The 21207-nt window shown below is 45.5% G+C and carries 21 protein-coding genes and 1 other RNA gene; 19 read left to right on the top strand and 3 right to left on the bottom strand.

Translation table 11 applies throughout. The features are described from left to right. Window positions 1-8: 8 nt before the first annotated feature. A complete protein-coding gene (gene secF / locus J9B83_RS12435; protein ID WP_211537189.1) occupies window positions 9-923 on the top strand; it encodes a protein translocase subunit SecF in 915 nt (304 codons plus the stop codon). A 108-nt stretch (window positions 924-1031) separates the two neighbouring features. Here secF and asd read toward each other — a convergent pair whose 3' ends face one another. From asd to rsgA, 3 genes are all read right to left on the bottom strand, one after another. Continuing rightward, window positions 1032-1892 carry an archaetidylserine decarboxylase gene (gene asd, locus J9B83_RS12430; protein ID WP_211537188.1) on the bottom strand — a complete coding sequence of 287 codons (861 nt, stop codon included), beginning with the start codon at window positions 1890-1892 and terminating at the stop codon, window positions 1032-1034. 38 nt (window positions 1893-1930) lie between these two features. Next, window positions 1931-3358 (bottom strand): HDOD domain-containing protein, encoded by a 1428-nt coding sequence (locus J9B83_RS12425; protein ID WP_236037277.1) that lies wholly within the window; start codon window positions 3356-3358, stop codon window positions 1931-1933. A 244-nt stretch (window positions 3359-3602) separates the two neighbouring features. Beyond that, window positions 3603-4637 (bottom strand): small ribosomal subunit biogenesis GTPase RsgA, encoded by a 1035-nt coding sequence (gene rsgA, locus J9B83_RS12420; RefSeq protein WP_211537186.1) that lies wholly within the window; start codon window positions 4635-4637, stop codon window positions 3603-3605. A gap of 74 nt (window positions 4638-4711) precedes the next feature. On the opposite strand from rsgA, the gene orn reads away from it, so the two are divergent. The 18 genes from orn (at window position 4712) to ftsL (ending at window position 21206) form a co-directional block, all read left to right on the top strand. Then, on the top strand, window positions 4712-5263 hold the full coding sequence (gene orn / locus J9B83_RS12415; RefSeq protein WP_211537185.1) for an oligoribonuclease: 552 nt from the start codon (window positions 4712-4714) through the stop codon (window positions 5261-5263). Window positions 5264-5276: 13 nt separating this feature from the next. Continuing rightward, window positions 5277-5747: a tRNA (adenosine(37)-N6)-threonylcarbamoyltransferase complex ATPase subunit type 1 TsaE gene (gene tsaE / locus J9B83_RS12410; RefSeq protein ID WP_211537184.1), complete on the top strand. Its 471-nt coding sequence runs from the start codon at window positions 5277-5279 to the stop codon at window positions 5745-5747. Between the two features lie 86 nt (window positions 5748-5833). Beyond that, window positions 5834-7162 carry an N-acetylmuramoyl-L-alanine amidase gene (locus J9B83_RS12405; RefSeq protein ID WP_211537183.1) on the top strand — a complete coding sequence of 443 codons (1329 nt, stop codon included), beginning with the start codon at window positions 5834-5836 and terminating at the stop codon, window positions 7160-7162. A 55-nt stretch (window positions 7163-7217) separates the two neighbouring features. Then, window positions 7218-9143: a DNA mismatch repair endonuclease MutL gene (mutL, locus tag J9B83_RS12400; protein WP_211537182.1), complete on the top strand. Its 1926-nt coding sequence runs from the start codon at window positions 7218-7220 to the stop codon at window positions 9141-9143. Window position 9144: 1 nt separating this feature from the next. Beyond that, entirely contained in the window at window positions 9145-10077 is a 933-nt protein-coding gene (gene miaA / locus J9B83_RS12395) for a tRNA (adenosine(37)-N6)-dimethylallyltransferase MiaA (protein ID WP_211537181.1), read from the top strand. An 89-nt stretch (window positions 10078-10166) separates the two neighbouring features. Next, window positions 10167-10412 carry an RNA chaperone Hfq gene (hfq, locus tag J9B83_RS12390; protein ID WP_012070321.1) on the top strand — a complete coding sequence of 82 codons (246 nt, stop codon included), beginning with the start codon at window positions 10167-10169 and terminating at the stop codon, window positions 10410-10412. Between the two features lie 35 nt (window positions 10413-10447). Continuing rightward, on the top strand, window positions 10448-11737 hold the full coding sequence (gene hflX, locus J9B83_RS12385) for a ribosome rescue GTPase HflX (RefSeq protein ID WP_211537180.1): 1290 nt from the start codon (window positions 10448-10450) through the stop codon (window positions 11735-11737). 40 nt (window positions 11738-11777) lie between these two features. Then, a complete protein-coding gene (hflK, locus tag J9B83_RS12380; protein WP_211537179.1) occupies window positions 11778-13019 on the top strand; it encodes an FtsH protease activity modulator HflK in 1242 nt (413 codons plus the stop codon). Continuing rightward, window positions 13019-13900: a protease modulator HflC gene (gene hflC / locus J9B83_RS12375; RefSeq protein WP_211537178.1), complete on the top strand. Its 882-nt coding sequence runs from the start codon at window positions 13019-13021 to the stop codon at window positions 13898-13900. Before hflK ends, hflC begins: the two co-directional genes overlap by 1 nt. A 51-nt stretch (window positions 13901-13951) precedes the next feature. Next, on the top strand, window positions 13952-14170 hold the full coding sequence (locus J9B83_RS12370) for a hypothetical protein (protein ID WP_211537177.1): 219 nt from the start codon (window positions 13952-13954) through the stop codon (window positions 14168-14170). Window positions 14171-14208: 38 nt separating this feature from the next. Then, the gene (locus J9B83_RS12365) at window positions 14209-15387 is read left to right on the top strand and encodes an ATP phosphoribosyltransferase regulatory subunit (protein ID WP_211537176.1); all 1179 of its coding nucleotides are present in this window, start codon (window positions 14209-14211) and stop codon (window positions 15385-15387) included. A gap of 37 nt (window positions 15388-15424) precedes the next feature. Beyond that, window positions 15425-16723, top strand: coding sequence for an adenylosuccinate synthase (locus J9B83_RS12360; RefSeq protein ID WP_211537196.1), 1299 nt, complete (start codon window positions 15425-15427; stop codon window positions 16721-16723). Window positions 16724-16922: 199 nt separating this feature from the next. Further along, window positions 16923-17621, top strand: coding sequence for a response regulator transcription factor (locus J9B83_RS12355; protein WP_211537175.1), 699 nt, complete (start codon window positions 16923-16925; stop codon window positions 17619-17621). Window positions 17622-17627: 6 nt separating this feature from the next. After that, window positions 17628-18935 carry a sensor histidine kinase gene (locus tag J9B83_RS12350; protein ID WP_211537174.1) on the top strand — a complete coding sequence of 436 codons (1308 nt, stop codon included), beginning with the start codon at window positions 17628-17630 and terminating at the stop codon, window positions 18933-18935. A 71-nt stretch (window positions 18936-19006) separates the two neighbouring features. Beyond that, window positions 19007-19353, top strand: an RNA gene (gene rnpB, locus J9B83_RS12345) — RNase P RNA component class A. Between the two features lie 191 nt (window positions 19354-19544). Further along, window positions 19545-20000, top strand: a complete 456-nt coding sequence (gene mraZ, locus J9B83_RS12340; RefSeq protein ID WP_211537173.1) for a division/cell wall cluster transcriptional repressor MraZ — start codon at window positions 19545-19547, stop codon at window positions 19998-20000. Beyond that, window positions 19997-20935 (top strand): 16S rRNA (cytosine(1402)-N(4))-methyltransferase RsmH, encoded by a 939-nt coding sequence (gene rsmH, locus J9B83_RS12335; RefSeq protein WP_211537172.1) that lies wholly within the window; start codon window positions 19997-19999, stop codon window positions 20933-20935. The genes mraZ and rsmH overlap by 4 nt, the downstream gene beginning before the upstream one ends. Beyond that, complete coding sequence (gene ftsL, locus J9B83_RS12330; RefSeq protein WP_211537171.1) at window positions 20928-21206, top strand: cell division protein FtsL; 279 nt, start codon at window positions 20928-20930, stop codon at window positions 21204-21206. The genes rsmH and ftsL overlap by 8 nt, the downstream gene beginning before the upstream one ends. Window position 21207 lies beyond the last annotated feature (1 nt).

Raw genomic sequence — 21207 nt, 5'->3', positions numbered from 1 at the left:
AGAGCGCCATGAAAGTGACACAAATTCCATTTATGGCAATGCGTAAAATTGTTGCTGTTTTATCGCTGACGCTCATTTTGATCTCTTTGGGGTCCTTAGTCACAAAAGGCTTGCAGTTCGGTCTGGACTTTACAGGAGGTACCTTGGTTGAGGTGTCTTACCAAGAGGCGCCTAAGCTAGACGATATTCGCGAATTGCTAGCAGTAAACGGTTATTCTGATGTGGTCGTGCAGAATTTTGGCTCACCAACCGATGTTGTGGTTCGTATGGCAAATGCTTATACGCCTACCTTGGGTGACGAGGTGTTGTCTACTCTGCAAGATCGTGGTGCTGTTAGCGTTTCATTGCAGCGCTCAGAGTTTGTCGGTGCACAGGTCGGTGAAGAGTTGCGTGAACAAGGTGGCATGGGTATGTTGCTTGCCCTCGCTATCGTTATGATTTACGTGGCGGTTCGCTTTCAGTTTAAGTTCTCTGTGGCGTCTGTGGCCGCCTTGGCTCATGATGTTATCATCACCTTGGGCTTTTTCTCGCTGTTCGAGATAGAGTTTGATTTGACCGTGTTAGCTGCTTTATTGGCGGTGGTGGGTTACTCTCTCAACGATACCATCGTGGTATGTGACCGAATTCGTGAGAACTTCCGAGTTATGCGTGACACCTCGCCTTATGATTTGATCAATGAGTCGATTAACCAAACGTTAGGTCGTACCTTGATTACTTCCTTAACGACCTTGTTTGTACTGATTGTATTATTTGTTGCAGGCGGAGAAGCGATTCATAACTTCTCAATGGCGTTGTTGTTGGGGATTGTAATTGGTACTTACTCGTCCATCTTTGTCGCGGCCAACTTGTTGTTGGCGCTAGATGTGACCCGCGAAGACCTAATTCCAGCACCGAAAGAAGAGTTAGAAGACGATTTACCTTAACCTCTTCGGGTATTTTTCGACTGGAAAGTAATGGGTAATGAATAAAAGAAAGCCACTTCAGAATGAATCTGAAGTGGCTTTTTTATGCGTTTGTGTCTTCTTGATAGGTTATTGGGCGTTAACCTTGCCGAAATGCATGCCCATTTTTGTGGGTGTTTCAGCGCTGAGTGATTCGTTCCAGCGTATGGCGTCTTTTCCAAACAGCACTATGGCGGTGGAGCCTAATTTAAAGCGTCCCATTTCTTCGCCTTTGTTTATGGTGACTTGGTTAAGTGCGCTGTAATCCCAAGTCACCACATTTTTATTGAAGGGAGTGACTTGCCCTGCCCAGACGGTTTCGATGCTGGCCACTATCATAGCGCCAACCAGGATCACTGCCATCGGACCGGCTTCGGTGTCAAATAAACAGACAGTTCGCTCGTTTCGAGCAAAGACACTGGGGATTTGTTCGGCGGTCACCTTGTTAACAGAGAACAGCTTGCCAGGGATGTGGATCATCTTGGTTAGCTTGCCCGTAAGAGGCATGTGCACTCTGTGGTAGTCTTTTGGTGATAAGTACACAGTGGCGAATGCGCCGCCTAAAAATTGGCTGGATAAAGCAGCATCGCCCCCTAGCAAGCTGGTCAAGCTGTAAGTGTGGCCCTTAGCTTGCAGCAGAGTGCCGTGTTCTATGTCGCCCAGCTGGCTGATAGCGCCATCGGCCGGGCAAGCAATGCCGTCCGCTTCATCGCAAATTGGGCGCAGTTCTGGGCGAATCGCCCGTGTGAAAAAGTCATTGAAGTTGCGATATGACGTTGGATCGCTATTGATGGCTTCAGACATATCAACTTGATATTTTTTGATGAACTGGCTGATAAAGGTATTTTTTACAAAAGTATTTTTGCATTCGGCCACTCGGCCTAATGTTCGAGATAAGGTTTTTTGTGGCGTGATGTGTTGCGCAAAAGCAAACAATTGATCTTTGGTCACGTTATTCATCCTAATGGGCGGTTTGTGAGGTTAAAACGTTATGCAGCGCGATGGCTGATAGCGGACACGATTTTTTTTAAGGTGGTGTAATCTTTTTGGTTAAACGCTGCGCTGGTTTCAATCCAAAAAATGACGGTTTCTTTTTGGGTAACCTGAGTCGACAACAAAACCAATTGGCTGTTTTTCTCAAGAATTTTGTCGGCTCCATAGGGTAAGCTGACTTGCGCCGATTCAAGTGTTTTATTCGAAAAATGCACTGCAGTAGCTTGTTGGCTAAGTTTTGAAAACACACTCGAATGGGTATTCCATTTGACCATTTTCACCTTGTTGATCTCATAGCCTGACTGATACAAAGGCAGAGTTTTGTGGTTAGCATGCTTGAAGATAATGCAGTGCTTTAAGCTTGGAATGCTTTTTGTAATGGCTTTTAAGGCCATATTGGCTTTTTGTTTGGTATCAAAAAGGCTGTGCTTATTAAGTGCTTTTTTGAGCGATGAAACAGGGCAATTAGGTGTTTTTGGCTTAGGTGCATAGCGCAAATAGAGATCTGGGTTAAGCAGTTGCTGTGCAAGAGGTGCCTTGCCACCGATGTTGTAGTGTCTGGCGGACTGAACCGTGGCAATGTGCGCTGTGTAGGTGATTTCAGATAAGTAACAATGCATGGAGGCTGCCACAACGCGATACAAAAAAGGTAAGTGTTTCGAATCCCAACCCGTTAAATGAGCTTCATGAGCCACCTTGTTGGCGCAGTAGGAAAAGATAAGCGGGTTGTTAATTAAAATAGTTAGGCGTTTGTTTTCAGTAAGGTTCGGCAATTGATCAATATCGTGCGCTAAGTGTGCCAAGGTTTGTAATTCGCTCGAATTTGGCACGTTTTTACTGTAAAAGCCTTCGACTATCCTATGGGGGGTATGCCAGAGAATGAATAACCTTGCGGTGATTTCATCGATTCGACAGCCCAGCTCGCTTAATTCAACATGGCTTGCTGCTTCGCCTTTTTTAAGTCGTTGATTGATTCGTGTCATGGTTGGGTAGGCATACAACCAGAGCAACCATTTGGCTGTGTCTCTGAACAAGGTGATCCAAAAAATGTCATCGCTTCCGCTAGGTTGTTTCTTGCTCACCCACAGCTTGGCAATGGAAGCGGCTTCATAGCTGGTTTGTACTTCGCTGAGAAAGGCAGAAAGATGCGGAGAGGTTTGTTTAGGATCTAGGTAGTAAGGTGCAAAATTTGGTAGCAATCGCACAATACCGTTTATGCCAACAATAGCAGCGGCATGAAGAGGGCTAGTTATATCGTTGTTTTTATTACGAATGTTACGATTTGCTTCATTAAGAATGGCGAATGCTAGTAAAGGATCTGATGCAATGTTGTCACGCATATTGTCTAGCGTATCACCGTTTTTGATCTGATTTTTAAGGCGCGAAAGGTGTTTCTCTCTTACGGGAAATTTTTTGTCTTTCAAAAAATGCAGCCATTCATTTAGGCCTGTAGGAGACGTCTCTTTCATAGTCAATCAGGATGTTTACTCTGTGGTCGTTAGTGAGAGATTGGCAGCACCAGTTGGTACATGCGTTTATTCATCATACTGTAAATTTGATTGAGAACCTACTGTATTGCATTTGAGGACGGTATGGTTTTCATGGAACATGAAGGCTATCTAATATATGCACTGTTGATCTTAGCAGTGCATAAGAAGATGTTTGATGCTAGAAGGCATGGTTTTCACGAATGGACTGTTTGATCCGAGTGAAACTTTGGAAGCGATGTGCGGTTATCTCGCCCTTTTCTAAGGCTGCTAACAAGGCACAGCCGGGTTCCTTTTCATGGGCGCAATCACGGAAACGGCAATACCCAATATGCGGGCGAAATTCTATGAAGCCGTTCAGTAACTCGTCTTCAGAAATATGCCACAGACCAAACTCGCGTATTCCTGGTGAGTCGATTAAATCACCGCCTTTGGGCATGTGAAACAATCGTGCTGTGGTGGTGGTGTGTACGCCTTTTTTGCGTTTCTGAGAAAGCTCGCCAACACTGATATCAATGTCAGGTAGAAGTGTGCCAATGAGTGACGATTTTCCCACACCAGATTGACCCACAAAAACACTGGTTTTGTCTTGTAGGAATTCATAAAGCGATTCCATGCCGGCTTGATTTTTAATAGAAGTTCGAATGATGTCGTAACCTAGGTCTTCGTAGGTTTTCAGTAGAGCGTCTAGGTCGTCTTTATTTTTTTCATCGATCAGGTCGCATTTGTTAAGCAGGATAACAGGTGGGATGCCCACCGTTTCTGCCGCGACAAGATAGCGATCAATTAAGTTGGCGTGAGCAACCGGTTCAGCCGCAATCACCACCACAATATGATCGATGTTAGCGGCAACGGGCTTGAGTCGGCCATGCATGTCTGGACGAGATAAAGAGGTGTGCCTTGGTGTAGTGGCAACTACCACGCCGCCTTCATTTTGTTTAGGGCGCCAAACCACTTTGTCGCCTGTCACCAGTTGGCCTAAGTTGGCTCGCAAATTACAGCGAGTTGACACGCCGACGTGAGGAGCTTGGGAGCCTTCAACTTCTACCTGAGTGCCAAAATGCGAAATAATAATGCCTTCGGTTTCAGGGCCAAGATCGGATGATTGCAGGAGCTCTTCAGCCATGTCGCCGCGCTTTTGAGTGCGCTCCACGCGTTCTTTATGAATGCGCTCAATGCGCCAGGTTTGCTGTTTGGTAAGTTTTCGCTTCGACATTGTATCCGACTGGTCATATTATAATGGGCATAGAGTATAATGCTTGGCATTGATAATAAAGGATTTGAAAGATTATGAGCGTAAATGAAGAGAATTTAGTGTGGATCGATCTTGAAATGACAGGGTTGAATCCAGACACGGATACGATTATCGAAATCGCCACTGTGGTGACAGATAAGCATTTAAATGTGCTGGCGAAAGGCCCTAGTTTGGTGGTTCATCAAGAGAAAGCCGTTATGGATGCCATGGACGAGTGGTGTACCCAGCATCATGGGGATTCCGGTCTGACGGCGCGGGTTTTGGCATCAACCGTTACTATGGCTCAGGCCGAAGAAGAAACCATTCGTTTTCTTGAGCAATACGTGCCGGCGGGTAAATCGCCGATTTGTGGTAACAGTGTGGGCCAAGATCGTCGTTTCTTATACCGCTACATGCCTAATTTAGAGGCGTTTTTCCATTATCGTTATTTGGATGTCAGTACAGTAAAAGAGTTGGCGAAACGCTGGAAGCCAGAGGCGTTAGACGGCTTTACTAAATCAGGCTCTCATTTGGCAATGGACGATATTTTGGAGTCTATTGGTGAGTTGCAGCATTATCGTCGTACCATGTTTGGCTTGGATGGGTGAGGTGTCAACAATCATGCCACTAGAAAAAGAAATTTACGGTGAAGATGCCATGACCGCTTTTGGCGCTGCTTTGTCCATCGGTCTTAAATCGGGTGGCGTAGTGTATTTAGACGGTGATCTTGGTATGGGTAAAACCACCCTAGTAAGAGGTGTACTGCGTGGATTGGGTTACGAGGGTCCCGTGAAAAGTCCAACCTATACTCTAGTCGAGCCCTATGAGTTTGGCGATTTCGAAGTGTTTCATTTTGATTTGTATCGTCTTAAAGACCCAGAAGAACTTGAGTATATGGGGATTCGAGATTATTTCACCGCTCAAGGTCTGTGTCTAATCGAGTGGGCTGAGATGGGGGATGGCGTGTTGCCAGAGCCGGATTTAGTTGTGTCGCTAAATCGAGTGACCGACGGTCGTTGTGTGTCGATTGCAGCCCATTCGCAAACGGGCGAAAAGGCGCTGGCGATGATAAAGGGGACGATACCGGCTTAATCTGTCTAAGTCTTTACCATTGGTAAGATTGAGATCCACGTAACCAATCGTTATAGTGGGTCAGATATACTAGCTAGCTGTCTGATATGCATACTAAAATTCATAAATATTGTGTTGTTTTACTTTCCTTGATCCTTTCTTTGGCCACTATTGATCTTTATGCGGCACAGGTTCGAGACATTCGCGTCGCCCAAGAAGAGGGTGTGACGCGTTTGGTGTTTGAGCTTTCTGAAGCGTCTGACCATCGTATTTTCCCCCTTTCAAATCCTGAACGCATTGTGCTGGACGTTAGTAATGTTGGATTAGATGCGTCTGTAGTAAACGGCTTGTCCGCTTTGACCTCTGATGTGCTGATGCGAGTGCGTTACGCAAGACGTGACCAAGGTGTGCGTTTTGTGTTGGATTTAGCGCAAAAAGCAAAGGCAAAAAGCACCGTGTTGGCGGCTAATGGAACCTATGGCCCGCGTATTTTAGTGGAGCTTGAATACGGCGAGCGTCAGCCAGTCAAAATAGTCAAAAGTCTGGCGAATTTGTCGAAAGAAAAGCGCGACATAGTCATTGCGATTGACCCTGGACACGGCGGCAAAGACCCTGGTGCTCTGGGACAATATAAAGTACGTGAAAAAGACATCGTCTTATCGATCAGTAAAGAGCTGGCCAGCCGTATTAATGCGGTGGATGGTTTCAAGGCCGTGTTGACTCGCTCAACAGATACCTATCTAAAACTTCGCGATCGCTCTAGAGTGGCTCGGGAAGCCAACGCTGACCTAATGATTTCGGTTCACGCTGATGCATTTACCAAGCCAAGTGCTCGCGGTGCTTCAGTATGGGCGTTGTCGTTGAGTGGCAAAAGTTCTGAAATGGGTCGATGGTTAGCGCAACAAGAGAACTCGGCTGATCTTGTGGGTGGGATCTCTTTGGACGACAAAGATCAGTTGTTGGCTGAGGTTTTGTTGGATATGTCGATGAACTCAACGATTCAAATGAGTTTGAATGTGGGTGAGAGTGTATTAAGCAAGATGAAAGGCGTGGCTGTTTTGCATAAAGACAGCGTTCAGCAGGCGGGCTTTGTGGTGCTAAAATCCCCCGACATTCCTTCGATATTAGTTGAGACAGGTTTTGTGTCGAACAAAACAGAAGCGAAAAATTTGTCTAGTCGTACTTATCGAGTAAAGTTGGCAGACTCCATATCGAGAGGGGTTATCGAGTACTTTACCAAAAATGCTCCAGATGGCACCTTGGTGGCTTGGAAGCAAAGCAAGCAGTCGGATTATCTTTACACGGTTACTCGTGGAGATACTTTATCCGAAATTGCACGACGTAATCAGGTGTCTTTGTCGGTTTTGCGTCAGGCTAATAAATTAAATAATGACGTTATTTGGATTGGTCAGAAACTCGTCATCCCCGCCGGTTAATTCGTTTTTTATTCTCTGTTCTAGGGCAGAGAAGTCAAACTGTATAAGGTTCCTCATGCAAAGAATACATCTCTTATCCCCTCGCTTGGCCAACCAGATTGCGGCGGGGGAGGTAGTTGAGCGCCCAGCGTCCGTTGTCAAAGAATTGCTGGAGAATAGTTTAGATGCGGGAGCGTCTCAGCTTGATATTGATGTCGAGCAGGGGGGGGTGCGGCGCATAAAGATTCGTGATAATGGTACGGGGATCATGAAAGACGATTTGTCTTTGGCGCTGAGTCGCCATGCTACCAGTAAAATTATTACCTTAGACGACTTGGAGGCGGTGCGAACCCTTGGTTTTCGTGGTGAGGCGCTGGCCAGTATTAGCTCTGTTTCAAGGATGCATTTAACCTCGCAGGCGGAAGGTGAATCAGAGGCTTGGCGTGTTGAAGCGGAAGGTAAAGACATGGCGACCGCTGTACGCCCAGCGTCGCATCCGCAAGGCACAACCATTGATGTGCGCGATTTATTTTTTAATACGCCAGCGCGCCGTAAATTCCTAAGGACAGAGAAAACCGAATTTACCCATTTAGAAGAAGTGGTAAAACGTTTGGCCTTGAGTCGATACGAAACTGGCTTTCGACTCAGTCATAATGGTAAGCAGGTATATGATTTACGCCCTGTGACAGATCAGCTTCATGCTGAGCATCGTTTAGCGACCTTGTTAGGTAAGAAGTTTATTGAAAACTCGCTGACGTTAGATGTCGAAGCAGCGGGCTTGCGTTTGTGGGGCTGGATTGGGTTGCCAACCTTCTCGCGCTCTCAGGCGGATTTGCAGTATTTTTTCGTCAATGGCCGAGTGGTAAAAGATAAGTTGGTCGCACACGCGGTGCGTCAAGCGTATCGAGATGTGCTCTATAACGGCCGTCACCCTACCTTTGTGTTGTATTTAGAGTTAGACCCCGCCACAGTAGATGTAAATGTGCACCCTACGAAACACGAAGTGCGTTTTCGTGATGGTCGATTGGTTCATGACTTTTTATTTAGCCGCATCCACAAGGTGATTGCTGATGTACGACCTGAATCAGACTCAGCACCAACGGGCATGCATGAGCCTTCTTCGCAAAGTGGAGTAGAGCAAGGTCGCGATATAACCGAGCAGTCTGCTCTGCCTTTGTCGGTGCGCGGGGCGGCTTCAGGTTCAGACTGGATGAAATCGACAGGCTCTGTTAGTGGTTCAGAGGTTCGAGGTCAGTTAGACGGCATGAAGCAAATGTCGAACTTTGCCCAAGGATATGCACAGAATAAAACGGAGCCTTATGAAGAGGTTGATCTAGAAACCGGCGAAATAAAAGAAAGAACGCCAGCGCAATCCATCAGCGCAGAGCCATTTGAGCGAAAAGGATCCTATGAAACAGTGCCGCCATTGGGTTTTGCGGTAGCGCAATTGCATGGGGTGTATATTTTATCTGAAAGTGAAGCGGGGATGATCCTAGTGGACATGCACGCGGCTCATGAACGCATTGTTTACGAAAGAATGAAAACGGCGTTTTACCAAAAAAATATCGCGTCACAGCCACTGTTGGTACCCATAAATATTGCTGTTTCACAAAGTGAGGCCGATTTAGTTGAAGAAAGCGGGGGCGTTTTTGAGTCTTTTGGTTTCCGCGTGGAGCGTACGGGATTAGAAAGTGTAATGGTTCGAGAAGTCCCCGTTATTTTGATTCGTGGTGACGTTGAAGGCCTGGTTCGCGATGTGCTGAGTGATTTGTCAGTTAATGGAGTGAGTGATTTGATGGCATCTCGTGCCAATGAGTTAATGGCATCTATGGCGTGTCATGGTGCCGTTCGAGCCAATCGGAAACTGACTTTGCCCGAAATGAACAGCTTGCTTCGTGATATGGAGGTCACGGAGCGCAGTGGTCAGTGTAATCATGGTCGTCCCACTTGGGCGCATTTAAGTATGTCAGATTTAGATAAACTTTTTTTAAGAGGGCGGTGAGATGCAAAAACCACAGGTGGTGTGTTTGATGGGGCCAACAGCCTCAGGCAAAACGGGTTTAGCCGTTGATCTAGCAGAAAATCATGGCTTTGAAATTATCAGTGTGGACTCTGCCTTGGTTTATAAAGGAATGGATATAGGTACGGCAAAGCCCGATGCGGCTTTGTTGGCTCGAGCCCCACATCGTCTTATTGATTTGATCGATCCTTTAGAGTCCTATTCGGCGGCTGACTTTGTGTCGGATGCGATAACTCAGTCTCAAGAAATACTTGCCAAAGGAAAAATCCCTTTGTTGGTTGGCGGCACCATGATGTATTTCAATGCGCTGCAAAAAGGCTTGGCTGAAATGCCAACGGCAGATCCTGTGTTACGTGCTCAAATTGAGCAGGAGGCACTAGAGAAAGGCTGGGAAGGTTTGCATCAGCAATTGCAACAAGTTGACCCTGAAGCTGCTCAGCGTATTCACCCGAACGATCCGCAGCGCTTGCAAAGGGCGTTAGAAGTTTACCGTTTAACCGGCAAAACCATGACGGAATTTTGGGCTCAGCAAAAAGAAGTTTCTTTGCCATTTGATATGATCAATATGGCGGTGATGCCACAAGAACGCAGTGTTTTGCATCGACGGATAGAGCAACGCTTTGACGACATGATGGCGCAAGGATTTTTGGCGGAAGTGGAGGCTTTTTATCATCGCGGTGATTTATCCATAGATATGCCCTCTATGCGCTGTGTTGGTTATCGCCAACTTTGGCAGTATTTGGCTGGTGAAGATTCATTAGACGATGCCGTTTTTAAAGGGATTGTGGCTTCTCGACAGCTAGCGAAAAGGCAGCTTACATGGATGCGTGGGTGGGAGGATTTGCAGATTTTCGACAGTCTGTCAAAAGATCTTGTGCCTGAGGCCTTGAATTACATAGAAAGCAGGATTATATAGGGGTAATGGAAAAAGATTTCGTGTAGTATCTACAAAGTTGTTTTATCAATATTTAATTTAATATTTTTTGCTTGTTTAAGGAGATTACAATGTCAAAAGGGCAATCATTACAAGACCCTTATCTAAATATTCTGCGCAAAGAAAGAGTGCCAGTATCCATCTTTCTTGTAAATGGAATTAAGCTTCAAGGTCAAATCGAATCATTCGATCAGTTTGTGATTCTACTTAAAAACACAGTTAGCCAAATGGTCTACAAACATGCCATTTCGACTGTTGTGCCTTCCCGTACCATCCGCATCCCGTCTCCTGATCAGCCGGAAGATGACGCTGAATAGTTTGTCTACATTAAGACAAGCAGAGGATTACAAGATTGTTTTTTGAACGTCCAGATAGTGGTGAAATAGCTGTATTGGTTCATATAGATTTCAATGATCAACATGAATCTTATGGACCAGAAGAGTTTGTTGAGCTGGCTATTTCGGCTGGTGCAGATCCTGTTGCTGTTGTAACAGGGTCTCGACAGCGACCTGATGCTCGGTATTTTGTTGGTACCGGTAAGTTGTCAGAAATTAAAGACATTGTTGACCGCGAAGAAGCGCAAGTCGTGCTTTTTGATCATGCTCTGTCTCCCTCCCAAGAAAGAAACCTAGAAAGCGTATTGCAATGTCGAGTATTAGATCGAACTGGTCTCATTCTTGATATTTTTGCTCAGCGCGCACGTACCCATGAAGGTAAAATGCAGGTTGAGCTTGCTCAGCTTCAGCATATGTCTACTCGTCTTATTCGAGGTTGGACTCACCTAGAACGCCAAAAAGGTGGCATAGGTATGCGTGGGCCAGGTGAAACTCAGCTTGAAACTGATCGACGTTTGCTTCGCGAGCGTATAAAAGCTATCCAGAAGCGACTGGCAAAAGTGGGCTCGCAACGCGATCAGAATCGACGTTCCCGTGATCGCTCCTCTGTTCCTACGGTTTCTTTAGTGGGCTACACGAACGCGGGGAAATCAACGTTGTTTAATCGTGCGACGGGGGCTGAAGTGTTTGCTGCTGATCAGCTGTTTGCGACACTCGATCCGACCTTGCGCCGTCTTGATATAGAGCAAATTGGCTCTATTGTTTTGGCAGATACGGTTGGATTCATCCGTCAACTGCCGCATAGATTGATAAAAGCCTTTCAAGCGACTTTGAAAGAGTCTTCTGAAGCGGATCTTTTATTGCATGTAGTGGATGCGGCGGACATTTCTCGTGATGAAAACATGAAGCATGTTGATTCGGTGTTAGAAGAAATTGGCGCGAATGAAGTGCCCACCTTGACAGTGTTTAATAAAATAGATGCGCTACCAACGGCAGAGCCTCGTATTGATCGTGACGCAAATGGGAACCCTTTTAGAGTTTGGTTGTCTGCTCGTGATGGTCAAGGTGTTGATCTACTTAAGCAAGCGATAGCAGAGTTGTTGGCGGAAGATGTATTTCATGAGACTGTGTCTTTGCCAAGCAGTTGCGGTCGTTTGCGGGCGATGTTGTTTGAGCATGGTGCAGTGAAGTCAGAAGAATTTGATGACGCTGGGCACTTTGTTTTGGATGTGAAATTACCTAAGAAAGATTATTTTCAGATTTTAGCTCGTGCCGGTATGTCTGAGGATCAGATTGTAGCGGAGTAGGTTTCGCAAAATTATCATTAAAATAAAGTGGAGATGTAGTATGGCCTGGAATGAACCGGGTAATAACGACAACGATCCTTGGAATCCAGATAAAAACCGTAACAATGGTGCTGGACGTCCAGACGGCGATCGAGAAAAAGATAGCAATAGCGATCCATGGGGCCGTAAGCCCGGTGGTAAAGAGCAAGGTCCTCCAGATTTGGAAGAAGCCTTCCAAAAACTAATGGGCATGTTGGGTGTAAAGAAAACCCGCAAGTCTGGCGGTTCTAATGGTGATTCTGGTCTGCCAGGCAAGTTCAGTGGTGGGCTGGTTGCTATTATTCTATTGGCTGCTATCGGTTTGTGGGCAGCAACCGGTGTGTATCAGGTTGACCAGCAAGAGCGTGGTGTGGTGCTTCGCTTGGGTAAATATCACTCAACGGTGATGCCAGGTCTTCACTGGAATCCGCCGATGATAGATACGGTAAGTAAGGTAAATGTAACCAAAGTGCGTTCACATGATCACAAAGCGCTGATGTTAACCGTTGATGACGCCATTGTTGAGGTGGGTGTTTCGGTTCAATATTCTGTGCAAGAACCGAAAGACTTTTTGCTTAATGTTCGTAGCCCAGAAGAGTCGCTTGCTCAAGTGACAGAGAGTGCATTACGTCATGTGGTTGGTAGTTCTGAGATGGATCAAATCTTAACAGAAGGGCGTGAGCTGCTTGCGACAGAAGTTAAAGCACGTATCCAAGATTACAGTAGTGCTTACGGTACAGGTTTGTTGATTTCGAAAGTTAACGTTGAAAACACTCAGGCACCTACCCAGGTTCAAGAAGCGTTTGACGATGTTATCAAGGCGAAAGAAGATGAATTAAGAGTTCGTAACGAAGCAGAATCTTATGCCAACGGTATCATCCCAGAAGCTCGTGGTCGTGCTCAGCGTATCCGCGAGGAAGCAGAGGCGTACCGTTCTGAGATTGTTGCACGTGCGAGTGGTCAAGCAGATCGTTTCGACCGTTTATACCGAGAGTACACCAAGGCGCCTGACGTGACGCGTCGTCGTTTGTATATCGAAACCATGGAGTCGGTTTACAAAGATGTTAACAAGGTGGTTGTTGATACAGAGGGGGGTAACAACATGATGTATTTACCTTTGGATCAATTGATGAAGCAGCGTGCTGATTCGTCTACGGGCACAAGTTCAATGAGCTCTGGAAATATTAGTAATCTAACTGATCAAGTGCTTGATGAGATTCGTAAGCGTCAAAGTGCAACCATTCGTAGAGAGGGCAGAAACTAATGAAAAGCTTTTCTTTTTCCGTTTTATTTATTGCTCTTTTGGGTGTGTTGATCGCGTCTCAGACTTTGTTTGTTGTCAACGAAACAGAGCGTGCGGTAGTGCTTAAGTTTGGTGAGATTGTCGAAGATGACGTCAAGCCTGGTATTCACTTTAAGCTGCCTATAATGAACGAAGTCAAAACGTTTGATGCGCGTATTTTGACCATGGACTCTCGCCCTCAGCGTTACTTAACGTTAGAGAAAAAGGCGGTTGTGGTAGATTCCTACGTTAAGTGGAAGATTGACTCCGTTGCAAAATTCTACCAGACAACTTCAGGCGATGAGTTTGTTGCAAACCGAGTTTTGTCGTCGCGTGTTGACACGGGGCTGCGAAATAAGTTTGGCGAGCGAACTATGCATGAGGTTGTATCTGGTGAGCGTGATCTGCTTATGACGGAGCTTCGGGATGATCTCAATTTAGTGGCGCAAAGCGAATTGGGTATCTCAATCGTTGATATTCGTGTTAAACGAATTGATTTGCCGCCAGATGTTAGTGAGTCTGTTTATCAGCGTATGAGAACAGAGCGTGAGCGTGAAGCTCGTGAACATCGTTCAAAAGGTCTTGAGCTTGCAGAAGGTATTCGTGCCGATGCAGATCGCCAGCAAGTTGTTTTAGAGGCTGAGGCGCAACGTGATGCCGAAATGATTCGTGGTGATGGTGATGCAAAAGCGGCCGCTATCTACTCTAATGTATACACTCAGGACCCTGAGTTTTACGAGTTTTACCGTAGTCTTCAAGCATACCGTGAGAGCTTCAATGGTAGTAACGATCTGTTTGTGCTTGAGCCAGACAGTGAGTTCTTCAAATACTTGAATAGCTCTACTAATCGTGGTGCTAATTGAGAAGGTATTCGCTAATAATCATGTTCTGAGCTATTCGTTAAAATAGGAAACATGATACTATTACTCAAACCGGGCAAAGCCCGGTTTTTTAATGGTCAAAATAAAGAAATCTATGCAGGAATGGCTATCGCCAAACTTTTGGTGTGGTTTTTTATTGGTTGTCGAGGCTTTACTTCTTTGTTCTTGGTTTTGGCAAAGAGGGGCTGGATGCAAAGTGAGCGCAGTGTTTGTGGTCCTGCTTTGTGGGCGATTGGTATGTTTCTTGGATGAATGCTTCTTTTGCTGGCCGAAGCTAAGAGGATAATGTAATGACATTAGCAGACCGTTGGCTGCTTCCTGAAGGTGTTGATGAGGCTCTGCCTGAGCAGGCCGCGAAAATCGAACATCTAAGAAGAACCCTGCTTGATCTTCATGAAAGTTGGGGGTACCAATTAGTAATACCACCTCTTTTAGAGTACTTGGATTCCCTTCTTACGGGCGCTGGCTCGGACCTAGAGATTGAAACCTTTAAAGTGATAGACCAGTTATCCGGTCGCCTTTTAGGTATTCGTGCAGACTTCACCTCCCAAGTTGCCCGTATTGATGCTCACTGTCTCAAAAACAATCGAGTTGAGCGTTTGAGCTATTGTGGCAGCGTATTAAGAACAACGCCGTCCGGTTTAGATGGTACGCGCAGTCCTATTCAATTAGGTGCAGAAGTGTATGGGCATGGTAGCGTTGAAAGTGATATTGAAGTCTTGTCCTTGATGTTAGAAACACTCTTTACCGCTGGTCTGTCGGATCTGGTCTTAGATCTTGGTCACGTTGATGTTGTTAGCGGTGTGCTTTCTGCTTGTGGTTTAGATGCGCATCAAGAAGCAAAGCTTATTGAACTTTATAAAGCAAAAGATTTGCCTGAGCTGGACCGTTATGTAGGTGGCTTAAGTTATTTAAGTGCTGCCCAAAAGCAATGGCTGAGAGGCTTGCCGCGATTGTGTGGTGGTAAAGAAGTGCTCATGCAAGCAGAAGCTTTGTTGGGTGATGTGAATGATTCCATTCACGATGCGATTGTTTTACTAAAGGACGTAAGTGACTGTATTTCTTTGCGTTTCCCAAATGTCGGATGGCATTTCGACTTGAGTGATTTAGTTTCATACAGTTACCACACGGGCGTCATCTTTGCTGCCTATGTGCCTGGTCACGGTAATGCCATTGCTCGTGGCGGACGATATAACAATATTGGTCAGGTGTTTGGTCGCTCTCGTCCAGCTACAGGCTTTAGTACCGACGTTAAAGCACTTGTTGCGTTAGCTGATGTGGTGGTTACCAAGCCAAAAACAGTTTTATCGCCAATTTGCTCAAATGAAGCGCTTTGGCAAAAAGTTAACTCCTTACGAAGTGAGGGGTATCGAGTAGTAGAAGGCTTGGATGATTTCTGTGCTGAAGATGCTGAATTTAAGTTGGATTTCGTCGATGGAGCTTGGCAATTAGTGCCAGTTCAAAGCTAGACTTTCTTTAAGAACAATCTAAATGAGACCTGATATTATGGGTAAAAATGTTGTTATTCTAGGCACCCAATGGGGTGACGAAGGTAAGGGTAAGGTTGTTGATCTACTCACTGAAGATGTGGCTGCGGTCGTGCGTTTTCAGGGTGGTCACAATGCGGGTCATACCCTGGTTATTGATGGTAAAAAAACGGTTTTGCATCTAATACCTTCTGGTATTTTGCGTGAAGGCGTTCAGTGTATCATTGGTAATGGTGTTGTTTTGTCTCCAGCTGCATTGAAAACAGAAGTGCTAGAGCTACTTGAGCAAGGTGTTCCGGCGGTTGAGCGCTTGAAAATTAGTGCGGCTTGTCCTTTGATTCTTCCTTATCACATTGCCATAGACCAAGCTCGTGAGCTTGCTAAAGGTGAGAAAAAAATCGGTACTACCGGTCGTGGTATTGGGCCTGCATACGAAGATAAAGTAGCTCGTCGTGCAATTCGTGTTGGCGATCTAATGGACGCTGAACGATTTGCGGCTAAGCTAAAAGAAGTGCTTGAATACTATAACTTCATTTTGGTTGAGTATCACAAAGTCGAGCCAATCTCATTTGATGAAGTGTACGCCGCAGGCCTAGAAATGGCTGAGTTTTTGCGACCAATGGTGGCTGATACCATTACTCTATTGCATGACTTACGTAAAGCGGGCGCAAACATCATGTTTGAAGGTGCGCAAGGTTCCTTGTTGGATGTAGATCATGGTACTTACCCCTATGTCACATCGTCTAACACGACTGCAGGTGGTGCGCCAACGGGCACTGGTTTTGGTCCCTTGTACCTTGATTATGTACTAGGTATTACCAAGGCATACACAACACGTGTTGGTTCAGGTCCTTTCCCGACAGAATTGTTTGACGAGGATGGTGAACGTTTAGGTCAACGTGGTCATGAATTTGGCGCAACAACAGGCCGTTCACGTCGTTGCGGTTGGTTTGATGCTGTGGCGGTTCGTCATGCGGTACAAATTAACTCGGTATCGGGTATTTGTTTGACAAAGCTAGATGTGCTTGATGGCTCATCTACTATTAAGGTTTGTACATCATACGCTAATGAAGATGGTACGCCTGTAGCGGGAGCTTTGGTAGACAGTGAGGGGTATGAGCAAGCTAAGCCAGTTTATGTTGAATTGCCAGGTTGGTCTGAGTCTACTGTGGGTGCTGAAAGCTTTGATGTGTTGCCTGCCAATGCGCAAAGTTACATTCGATTCATCGAAGAGCAGATCGGTGTGCCAGTAGACATTGTTTCTACCGGCCCTGATCGCAATGAAACAATCGTTATGCGCGACCCTTTTAAGCACTAAGTGCTTGTTTAGTTGTTGGAAAAGCCGCAAATTTGCGGCTTTTTTTGTTTATATTGGGCGTTAAGTTCACCATCTTAGCATTCTTTGTAAATAGAGTGAAAAGAGGGGCGGGAGAATTTCGCCCCTGCTGTAATATTTACAATTGAATGGTAGTGATGTTAGTTGCCTGCTAAACATGAATGAATATGAGGATATCTATATGGTTAAGTTGCTATTGGCTGATGATGATGCGCGTTTGTCGGACTTGATAAAAGAATATTTCGACGGTGAAGGCTATGAAGTAATTCATGCATGGAATGGGCGTGAAGCTTTAGAGCTTATGGCCGTCAGTTCACCAGATATTATTATTCTAGATGTGATGATGCCGGAGCTTGATGGTTTTGAGACCCTCAAACAAATTCGTAACAAAAGTGCGGTTCCTGTCATTATGCTTACAGCAAAAGGTGATGATATAGATAGAATTCTTGGGTTGGAAATGGGAGCAGACGATTACCTTTCCAAGCCCTTTAACCCACGTGAGTTGCTGGCACGAATCAAAGCGATATTGCGTAGAGCCAGCCAAGAGCGTGAAGATGATCCGACAGCGAATATCGAGCTTTCTGGTGTGTTGTTGCGCCGTAAAGATCGTACTGTCTATTTAGAGGGTGAGTTGGTCGAATTGACGACATCGGAATATACCTTGCTTGAATGCATGTTGATGGCACCAGGGCAAGTATTGACGAAACAGGAGCTTTCAGAGAAAGCGTTAGGTCGCAAGTTGACCATGTATGACCGCAGTTTAGATATGCACATCAGTAATCTTCGAAAGAAAATTGGCAATTTAGACAATGGTGATCCAAGAATTAAAACGGTTCGCGGTGTTGGTTACATATTCGTATCAGATGAACAGGATGCTTAACGGTTTATGAAAAATACTTTTCTGCGTGTTTTTCTGGTGGTGTTGCTCTCCAATATTGTAGTGGTAAGTATTGGTTTGGGTATGGTTCAGTTTATCCAGAAACGCAATCAGGTCTCAGCTGATGTGCTCGGTGATGTCGGTGTTCAGCTGGTTGCGGGTTATGAGAAGTTTGGCTTAACATCATTACAAGAAGAAACTAAAAAAGCAGAAAAGCGTTTATCTGGCACTATTTATTTGTATCAAGAAAATGGCAGCTCTCTCCTTAAGTCTTTACCGCGAAATTTTAGAGAGCAAAATGCCCCGAGTGTTGCCGGAAGGCCATCAGCGGATTTCTTACACAGTCAGTTTATTCAAGTGATTGGCGGAAATAACATTCAATATTTGCTGATTTTTAAACCTAATCCTGAGATTAACTCATTAGCGCCCGAGGTGGTGGTTGGTTTTTCTTTATTGGGTTTGCTTGTGTCAAGTGGCGTGCTGGCTTATTGGTTGCTGGGGCCCTTACTAAAATTGCAGCGTGTAGCGCGATCTTTTGGTCAAGGTGATATGGCTGCTCGCGTCGATAATAAACTTGCGCGACGAAGTGACGCAGTGGGTAAGTTGGCGCTCGAGTTCAATGAAATGGCGGTAAGGATCGAAACGCTCTTGTCATCCAAGGAGCGTTTGATGCGTGATGTGTCTCATGAGCTTAGAACCCCTCTAGCAAGGATAGAGGTGGCTTTGACAATTGCGGAGGACAAGCACGGTAGCGATGCACAGAAAGGATATTTGTGTCGGATTCGTACTGAGTTGCATGAGTTAGATGAATTGATTGGTCAGGTATTGACCTTGAGTCGGTTAGAGGCTGCGTCTCTTTTGAAAGAGGAGGTTGATTTGCAGTGTTGGTTGGACGAAATTGTTGCGGATGTGAGTTTTGAAAGCCAGCTTAAAGGGATTTCTGTATCAAAAATAGGCTCTTTACCTAAGACTATTTTGGGTGACCCACTGCAATTGCGTCATGCGATTGAAAATGTCTTGCGAAATGCCTGCTTTTACGCAGGGTGTGGAGGAGTGATTGAATTAGAAACACAGGAGAAGTCAGGTTACGCCCATATCTATGTTCGTGATAATGGCCCTGGTGTGTCTGACGATAAGCTAGAAAAAATATTCCATGCCTTTTATCGCTCTTCCGAAGCGCGAGAAGCCAACAGTGGTGGCTTTGGAGTAGGTTTAACCATTTCGCAGCGAATCATTCGTGCCCATAAAGGCAAAATTACCGCAAAAAACCGCGAGCAGGGTGGTTTAGAAGTATGTTTTCAGTTGCCATTAGTGTAATCAAGGGCAATTTTACGTGTTGTCCATAAAGGTCTTGTTATTGCTTTAATAGATGCGTAATATGCGCCTCGCAAGTTGGCTAGGCAGTCGCCGCCTCGTAAGAGGGGGAGGAAAGTCCGGGCTTCGCAGGGTAAAGTGCCAGGTAACGCCTGGGGGGCGTGAGCCTACGGAAAGTGCAGCAGAAAATACACCGCCTAAGCAGTTTACTGCCGGTAAGGTTGAAATGGTGCGGTAAGAGCGCACCGCGCGACTGGCAACAGTTCGTGGCAAGGTAAACCCCACTTGAAGCAAGACCAAATAGGAACTCTTTGGCGTGACCCGCGCTGAGTTCGGGTAGGTTGCTAGAGACGTGCAGTGATGTACGGATTAGATGAATGACTGTCCACGACAGAACCCGGCTTATCGGCCAACTTGCTTTTTTTATTCCCTATTTGTATTTGTATTTCTCTTTCATTGAGTGCAAGTCCTAGATGATATTCATAAGCCGCTATCGATGGTTTCGACAGCGGTTTTTTTGTGTCTTTTTTTTGAGTATACGGTCAATCTTTTTACTAATTTTTCTAAAAGTGTTAAATTGTGGGATAAAGTGCCGATAAGTGGGATGTGGTCGTGTTTAGAGGAATTCATCAAGTCAGCGTAGATGCAAAGGGGCGAATGTCGCTTCCGGCACGCTGTCGCGATGAGTTGGCTCAATACGATGAAGATGGAGTGGTAGTAACAATTGATCCTATTTCTCGATGTTTGCTGCTTTACCCCTTATGTGAGTGGGAGTTAATTCAGCAAAAGCTCGATAAATTACCTACTTTTCAGCCCCAGGCACGACGCCTTCAGCGATTGCTGGTAGGTCATGCAACGGATTTAGAAGTCGACAAAGCGGGACGTATTTTGTTACCCGCGCCCTTACGTGACTTTGCCCGCTTGGATAAAAAAGTGACCTTACTCGGTCAGGGTAAAAAACTAGAAATTTGGAGTCATGATGAGTGGGAAGCTCAGCGTGATGATTATTTATCCCAAGATGCGCTTGGGGACTTACAAACAGAAACCATGATGGATATTTCTTTATGACAAAAACGATGGCAGAGCATATAAGTGTCATGCTGAATGAATCCGTTGATATGCTGGTGACCGACAAAAATGGACTTTATGTTGATGGCACATTTGGTCGAGGCGGGCATACGCGTTTGGTTTTGGATCGACTTGAAAAAGGGCGCTTACTTGGATTTGACAAAGATCCTGTGGCCATTTCTTATGGTCGTGCTCTTGAGCAGGAAGATGGGCGATTTTCTATTGTGCAAGACAGTTTTGCGACCATGTCAGAGCACATTGCCAACGTATTTGGTGTTGATAAGGTCGATGGTGTCATGATGGATCTGGGTGTTTCCTCTCCCCAGATTGATGATGCTGAACGTGGTTTCAGTTTTATGAATGACGGGCCTTTAGATATGCGTATGAATCCTGACAAGGGACAAAGCGCGGCTGAATGGATCGCCACAGTCAGTGAAAAAGATATGGCTGACGTTATGTATCAATTTGGCGAAGAGCGGTTTTCTCGACGTATCGCAAGAGCAATTTGTGAGTACCGTGCTCACACTCCCATTTTGACTACCTTGCAGCTGTCCAAAATTGTTGCTGAAGCTAACCCCGCTTGGGAGAAAGGCAAAAACCCCGCGACTCGTGCTTTTCAGGGTATTCGCATACATATTAATAACGAACTGGGAGACTTGGAAGTCGGTCTTGAGGCTGCGGCACAAGCGCTTAAGGTTGGCGGTAGGCTAGCGGTGATCAGTTTTCATTCTTTAGAAGATCGAATGGTGAAGCGATTTATGAAACTTAAGGCGAAAGGGCCTGAGTTGCCACGACACTTGCCTATTCAAAATGCGCATTTAGACATCAAATTCAAAACAATTGGCAAAGCAATTAAGCCTTCTCAATCTGAGGTTAGCGACAACGTTCGCTCACGCAGTGCGGTTTTACGCGTGTTGGAGCGAGTAAGTGAGTAAAACGCCTGTCTCGCCGATTGTGTTTTTGATTGGCGTATTATCTCTGGTGTTGGTTTCTATCTCAGTGGTGGTTCAAGTTTATGATTTTAGGAAAGACTTTTCTTATCTTCAAACATTAAAAAAAGATGAGGTGGCGTACGAGGTGAAGTGGGGGCAACTGCTTCTTGAGCAAAGTGCGTTGACTCAACCAAGCCGCTTAGAGCAAGCAGCGATTAAAGACTTGAATATGCATGCTCCTACCCAAGATGAACTTATAATAGTGAAGCCATAAC

This window comes from Marinomonas vulgaris (genome assembly GCF_018145875.1).
In the GTDB taxonomy this organism is placed as follows: Bacteria; Pseudomonadota; Gammaproteobacteria; order Pseudomonadales; family Marinomonadaceae; genus Marinomonas; species Marinomonas vulgaris.
Note: the sequence above shows the minus strand (reverse complement) of the source record. Positions and strands in the feature narration are given on the sequence as shown.